This is a genomic window from Deinococcus misasensis DSM 22328 (genome assembly GCF_000745915.1).
Lineage (GTDB): Bacteria > Deinococcota > Deinococci > Deinococcales > Deinococcaceae > Deinococcus_C > Deinococcus_C misasensis.
The window spans coordinates 21,398-27,397 of sequence record NZ_JQKG01000050.1; the positions used below are offsets into that span (position 1 = coordinate 21,398).

Consider the following 6,000-nt stretch of genomic DNA (forward strand, 5'->3'; position numbering starts at 1 on the left):
GAGCAAAATGGCTTAGGAACCTTTCAGAGGTCAGTGTTTTGTGGATTCACCCGATACACAAAAAAGGCGAGGTCTCCCCCGCCTTCTTGAAAAACCAATGCCTACAGACCCGGGTAAGGAGGCAAAGCTTCACCGTAAATCCAGTCTTTGCTCCACTGGTCAATGACCGCAGGCTGACCGCTCACCATGCGGGCAATCCGAAGGAAATCTTCGGTGTTGGCGGTTTTGTGCTGGTACCGCCTGACGTAGGTGCGCACGGTCCTGAAAAACAGGTCATCCCCGAGTTGTTTGCGCAGGACATGCAAAGCCACGGCACCCCGGTCATACACCCCATCTCCGAACAGTTCCTCTGGGGATTCGACGGTCAGGGCATCACCGGCTTTCTGTCGCAACTGGCGGTACAACATCGCCATGTCGATTTCCAGACCATCCACTTTGGTGATCTTGCGGTTCACCCACAGGGCATGAAAATACGAAGAGAAACCTTCGTTGAGCCAGATGTCTGCCCATGTTTTGGGGGTGATGCTGTTCCCGAACCACTGGTGGGCCAGTTCGTGGGCCACCACAAATTCCAGCTCAGCAATCCCAGAGCCATACACCGGACGGGTCTGGTTTTCCAGAGCAAAAGGCAGATCGGTGTTCACCACAATTCCACCGTAAGACTCAAAAGGATAAGGTCCCAGAATGCTTTCAAAGTACTCGATCATCTCTGGAGCCAGAGCCATGGTGTTTCGGGCTTTCTGGGAGGTGCCTGCTGCGAAGTAATTCAGCACAGGCAAACCTTTTGAGGTTTTCAGGCTTTCGATGTCGTAACGGCCCACGCTGACCGTCGCCAGATAAGGGGCCATGGGATGCTGGCTGTTCCACAGGTAGGTGGTGCTGTTGCCCGTGTTTTGTGTTTCGGTCAAGAGTCCGTTGGCCACGGCCACATAAGGTTTGGGCACCGTCACCTTGAAGGTGTACAGGGCCTTGTCTGGCACGTAATCGTTGACCGGAAACCATGTGAACGAACCCACAGGTTCACTGACCGCATAAGTGAGGTCACCTGACTGGCTCCAGCCCAACTCCCAATCTGGCGCAGAGGGATCTGCAATGCCTCTGGGATTCCCAGAGTAGGCAATGTTCAGGGTCAATTCTCTGGGCAGGGTTTTCTGAGAGGCGATTTTGAGTTTGTTCCCCACCTGAGCAAAAGAAACCGCCTCGCCTTGCAGGGTCACACTGGACACCTTCAGGCGTTCAGAGAGGTCCAGAACGATTTCTTTCAGGCCAAAAGAGGTTTTGATTTGCAGGTTGGCCGTGCCCTGCAAATTGTTCTGCACAGGATCCACCTGCAAATCCAGATCGTAACGCAACACGTCCAGTTTGGAGGTTCCAAAATCAGGGAAAAGGGCATCCTGAGCCATCGCACCAGAAGCCATCAAAAACACCAGAGGGAAAAGCCGTTTCACGCGAAATCCACCACCTTGAGGGTCCGCTCGGGAAGCTGGTGGGGCCAGTCCCTTGTGTTGAACACCTGTCCATTCCGGCGCACTTCCCGCAGTGCACTGAGGTCCAGATTGGCGTACAGCCATTGCGGAGCATTGAGTTCTCCTTCGGTCAGAATGCCATTGGGCGGAAAACCATAATCGGGAGGCGTGTACACTGCTGCCTGACCCAGATTGATGTCGATGGCTTCCGACCACGGTGCCCCACCCACCAGAGGGGCCTGCAGCACAAAGCACTGGTTTTCCAGTGCACGGGCCTGAGAGCCCACCCGCACCCGATAAAACCCGTTCATGGTGTCGGTGCAACTCGGGACCAGCAGCACATCTGCGCCTGCATCCGTAAGTTGACGGGCCAGCAGCGGAAATTCACTGTCGTAACAGATCAGGACGCCCACTTTGCCGTGGCGGGTCTCAAAGATTTTCAGGTGGTCGCCACCCTGAATCCCCCATTGCTCGTTTTCAAAGCGGGTCATGATGCACTTGTCCTGAAAGTCCATCTGGCCTTGCGGATTGAAAAAGTAGGCCCGGTTGACCATGCCTTCTCCGGTGTCCACCGGGAAACTTCCCGCCAGAATGTACACCCCGTGCTCCTGGGCCAGCGTCCGGTGGAGTTCCTGCACCTGAGGCAGCAGGCTTTGCATTTCCACGATCTGCTTGGTCACATCTTCGCGGACGTCATCGGTGAACAGGGAAGCCAGTTCCATGCTGGAGTACTCGGGGAACACCAGCAGGTCTGCACCTGCGGTGCTGGCCTCGTCCACCCAGTGGGAGATTTTTTCAGTGTATTCCTGCCACGAGGACAGGAAACCGACCGGATATTGTGCAAGGGCAACTTTCAATGCAAAGACCTTTCTGCGAGGAGGAGATGCCTCCATTCGAGTGTAAAAGTTTATTTCTGAATTTCCCTCAGCCAGAAGGTCATCTTTTTGAGGGAGCCTTCACTTTCTCCGAGGTCTGGCCACGACAGGGTGGTGTGCAGGTCCTCCCTTTTGTGGTAGCCCCTCTTGGTCCAGAAACCATCCAGAGGCACATGGTCTGCGGGCTTTAACGGATGGTCCAGAGGCCGCTCTACCGCGCAAAACGTCGCATGCCTGAAACCGCCCAGTTGGTGGGCATGGTGTTCTCTGGCTTCAAAGAACTTGACCCCGAGGCCCTGACCCCGGTATTCCGGCAAAAGCACCGACTCCGCAAGGTAAAACACCTCTGAGAGGTCAAAACCGGCCTGCACAAAAGGGGTTTTGATCTCCTCCATCTCGTCTTCGATGGGCAGGGCACTGGACGCCCCCACAATGCGGTCTCCATCTCTGGCCAGCACAATCACGCTGCGAGGACAATCCAGATAGGTTTGCAAGTAATTGGCTTCGTATTCAGCGCTTCCTTCGTAGAGGTAAGGGAAGTCGCGGAACACCCGGATGCGCAACCGGGCCAGTTCAGGAATCACCCGTTTAATCTCGGGGCCACTGACCGATTGCAGCTCTATCAAGGGTTCACCTGCCGGATCCAGTCTTGCAGGTTGTAGTAATTGGTGATCCGGCGGATTTTGCCGTTTTCGATCTCGAAGAAAGCCCCTCCGGGCAAAGAGTAGGTCTGGCCTGTGGCAGGAGGCAGACCCTCATCATCGGCAAGGTAAGTGCCATCCACGACGTATTCGGCAGCAGCACGGCTGCCATCTGCGCTGTACATCACGTGGATGTCATGCAACTGCTCGCTGTAACTGCGGTTCATGCGGTCCATGAAGGCTTTGAAGGTGTCGAGACCCGCCTCTCTGGGTCCCTGATTCAGGTCGTGGAGCACGTCATCATGCACCAGATCAAAGAAGGCGTCCCAGTCGCGGGCATTGAAGGCAGCGTAATACTGTTCGATCAGGCTCATGCAGCCCATTGTATGCAATCGAAAAGCACAAATCGTGCATCAGGCACACACAAACAGGGTCACCACAAAGTCCTGCTTTTGGCATGTCATCGAAAAAAGCGTTCAGCGTTCAGCCATCCGCTTTCAGCAAAAAGATCGTCCAAAGGCTTTGGCTTTAGGGAACAGCCAGACACAAAGACGCAAAATGAAAGCCAATCAGATTTGAAGCTCAAAAGCCTTGATCAGAAACATCATTCAAAACCATCAAAAAAGCCAGAGGGGATGCCTCTGGCCCAGACCAACAGGTGCTACTTGCGACGGCCAAATTGCCCCAGCAGGAAACCGGCAATGCCTCCCATCAGCAAGCAACTGAAAATCAACCATCCGGTTTGCACACTGCCCCGCATGAACAGGAAGCTGATGTAGGCCCTTGAACCGTATCCCAGGATGTTCTGCAGGAAGAAAATCAGCACGAGCAGCACAATCACCAGACCCACGATTTGCATGTTGTTCATCTTTTTCATATCCCACAGTACGAGGTTTTGCCTTCAGGTGTTCCCTTCAGAACCCGGCATCTTGCAAGACATCGCAGAAATGCTCCAGAGGACCGGAATCCACCTTGCCTGTGATCGAAATGGCGTCAAAACGGCAGGCCACATCGTCCCGGCCCAGATACCGCAAAGCCGCACGCCAGAGCAGTCGGCCTTTTCTGGAGGTGATGGTTTCCAGAGGATGCCCGAACGCCGTCCCTGTGCGGTGTTTGACCTCGGTGAAGACCACGGTGCCTGCTGGATCTCGGGTGATCAGGTCAATTTCGCCCCCCCGGATGCGAAAATTGCGCACCAGCAACACATGCCCCTGCTGCAACAGGTGCTGCAAAGCCCGGTCTTCCGCGTCTTGACCTTTCATGGGGTCAAGTTTAGGAGACCGGGCCAGAAGTTGGCAGAGGGGTTTGACGGAGGGAAAGGCTCGGGAAGTGCCGGGAGCTTTTTAAGGGGTTTTAGGGGCTCAGCGTGCTGCGCCCTGAATTGTTTAAAGCAATGCCATCCACTCCCTAAAATCTTGGACCACCCATCTGGCCCCTGCTTCACGCAGGTTTTCAGGGGTCTGGGTGGTGGTCAGGGCACACACCTGTGCTCCAGAGGCCACACCACTTTTCACACCAGAAAGGGCGTCTTCGTGCACCAGACAGTCTGCTGGATCAAGGCCCAGCAAAGCCGCCCCTTTCAGGTAAGGCTCGGGGTGGGGTTTGCCGTTTTGGACGTCTTCACCCATCACGCGCAAGGGAAAAGCATCCTGAAGCCCGAGTTCTGTCAGACCAAATTCCACATTGATGCGGTCTGCACTGGTGACCATGGCATAAGGAATGCCAGCGTCCCTGAGGAGTTTCAGGTAAGCACTGAGACCTGCGACCTCCTGCATGTTCCCGTGGGCAGCTTTGCGGTACAGGTCTTCTTTGAAGTTGTGCAGGTGTAGGGCTTCTTCGGGGGTGGGCTTTTGACCGGTCAGGCGTTCCTGAATCTCGGGGTTGCGGCCTCCGTCCACTTTGGTGTCCAGATCGTGCTCGGACAATTCAAGGTTGAGCAGGGTCTGCGCGGTTTCTTTCCATGCCTGACGGTGGAAACGGTTGTTGTCCACGAGGACACCGTCCATGTCAAAGAGCACACCTTTGAAAGAAATCATGCTTCTTTGACGTCCACCGTTGGAGAAGGTTCAACCGCCCCGAGTTCTTCCAGCAGACCCTTATACAGGTCCAGGGTCAGGCGGCGCACCATGTCGATGCTCTCTGGACCACGGCGGTTGGCATCCACGCGGGTGTTGGCCACCACCAGAGCCTGAGACAGCACATCGGCATAGATGGGGTAAGGTCCTTCTGCATTGCCTCCGGCGTACCCGAGGCGCAAAGGGCGCTCTGAGGGTTTGCGGGGTTCTTCTTTGCTTTTCAGAACACCAAATTGTGCAGTCAGGGATTCCAGGGCCAGGAGGCTGGCGGTGCGTTCGCTTTCGCGTTTGCTGGAGCCCTGTCCGGTGGCCCGCACTTCATCGTTGATGATCACATCGGTGATGAACAGGGGTTCATGCTCGGGGCCGGTTCCACGGGTTTCAAATTTGGGGTTGCGGAGTTTCTGGGCACGACAATAGTCGATCAGGTCGCCTTTGGGGTTTTGCATGGTGTTCCTCTTTGGGGAAGTTTGCTCAGGCATGGGGCCTGAAAATCAGGCACGCCCCCTGTGAAGTTTTGGAAGGGCGTGCAAAAAGAGCTGGTTTTTGTGGAGGGCCACAAGAAGCACTCTATGCGTTTTTCAATATAGCACGGATGTTTCGGGGGAATCAGAGCAGGGTAGATGCAAAGTCGCTGTTCGGGCGATGCAAACAGAAAGAGCCGTCAGCCCTCAGCGTTCAGCCGTCAGCCAGAAGGAAAGTCTTCTTCCAGTCGGTTGAGCTTGCCAAACCTGATGGAGCTTGGCCTTTTGGTCTTGCTGCTCTCGAAAGCAAAAGCCTCTGGATCCGCTTTTCACTGATCGCTGATGGCTGACGGCTGACCGCTTTCTCAGTCGGCCTGCCAAACTTCAGACTTTGCGTTGACCTGGGAATCAGAGAAGATGCCGAGGACAAAAAAGGCTTTGGTCAAAGCGATGAAAGGCGCAGCGTGCTGTCTTGCCCT

8 protein-coding genes are annotated in these 6,000 nt (G+C 55.1%); all 8 read right to left on the reverse strand.

The window, feature by feature from the left end:
* Nucleotides 1-101: 101 nt before the first annotated feature.
* The 8 genes from Q371_RS20045 to Q371_RS20080 all read right to left on the reverse strand — a co-directional run bounded on the left by Q371_RS20045 (nucleotide 102) and on the right by Q371_RS20080 (nucleotide 5,506).
* Nucleotides 102-1,448 carry a M1 family metallopeptidase gene (locus Q371_RS20045; protein ID WP_034343900.1) on the reverse strand — a complete coding sequence of 449 codons (1,347 nt, stop codon included), beginning with the start codon at nucleotides 1,446-1,448 and terminating at the stop codon, nucleotides 102-104.
* Nucleotides 1,445-2,323, reverse strand: coding sequence for a carbon-nitrogen hydrolase family protein (locus tag Q371_RS20050; RefSeq protein ID WP_034343923.1), 879 nt, complete (start codon nucleotides 2,321-2,323; stop codon nucleotides 1,445-1,447). Before Q371_RS20050 ends, Q371_RS20045 begins: the two co-directional genes overlap by 4 nt.
* A 50-nt stretch (nucleotides 2,324-2,373) precedes the next feature.
* Nucleotides 2,374-2,967 (reverse strand): GNAT family N-acetyltransferase, encoded by a 594-nt coding sequence (locus Q371_RS20055; RefSeq protein WP_034343903.1) that lies wholly within the window; start codon nucleotides 2,965-2,967, stop codon nucleotides 2,374-2,376.
* On the reverse strand, nucleotides 2,964-3,356 hold the full coding sequence (locus Q371_RS20060; protein WP_211253868.1) for a ketosteroid isomerase-related protein: 393 nt from the start codon (nucleotides 3,354-3,356) through the stop codon (nucleotides 2,964-2,966). Before Q371_RS20060 ends, Q371_RS20055 begins: the two co-directional genes overlap by 4 nt.
* 287 nt (nucleotides 3,357-3,643) lie before the next feature.
* Nucleotides 3,644-3,859 carry a hypothetical protein gene (locus Q371_RS20065; protein WP_034343906.1) on the reverse strand — a complete coding sequence of 72 codons (216 nt, stop codon included), beginning with the start codon at nucleotides 3,857-3,859 and terminating at the stop codon, nucleotides 3,644-3,646.
* 37 nt (nucleotides 3,860-3,896) lie between these two features.
* Nucleotides 3,897-4,244, reverse strand: coding sequence for a YraN family protein (locus Q371_RS20070; RefSeq protein ID WP_034343907.1), 348 nt, complete (start codon nucleotides 4,242-4,244; stop codon nucleotides 3,897-3,899).
* 123 nt (nucleotides 4,245-4,367) lie between these two features.
* Entirely contained in the window at nucleotides 4,368-5,018 is a 651-nt protein-coding gene (locus Q371_RS20075; protein ID WP_034343909.1) for an HAD family hydrolase, read from the reverse strand.
* The gene (locus Q371_RS20080) at nucleotides 5,015-5,506 is read right to left on the reverse strand and encodes a putative dsRNA-binding protein (protein ID WP_051964893.1); all 492 of its coding nucleotides are present in this window, start codon (nucleotides 5,504-5,506) and stop codon (nucleotides 5,015-5,017) included. The genes Q371_RS20075 and Q371_RS20080 overlap by 4 nt, the downstream gene beginning before the upstream one ends.
* Nucleotides 5,507-6,000: the final 494 nt, after the last annotated feature.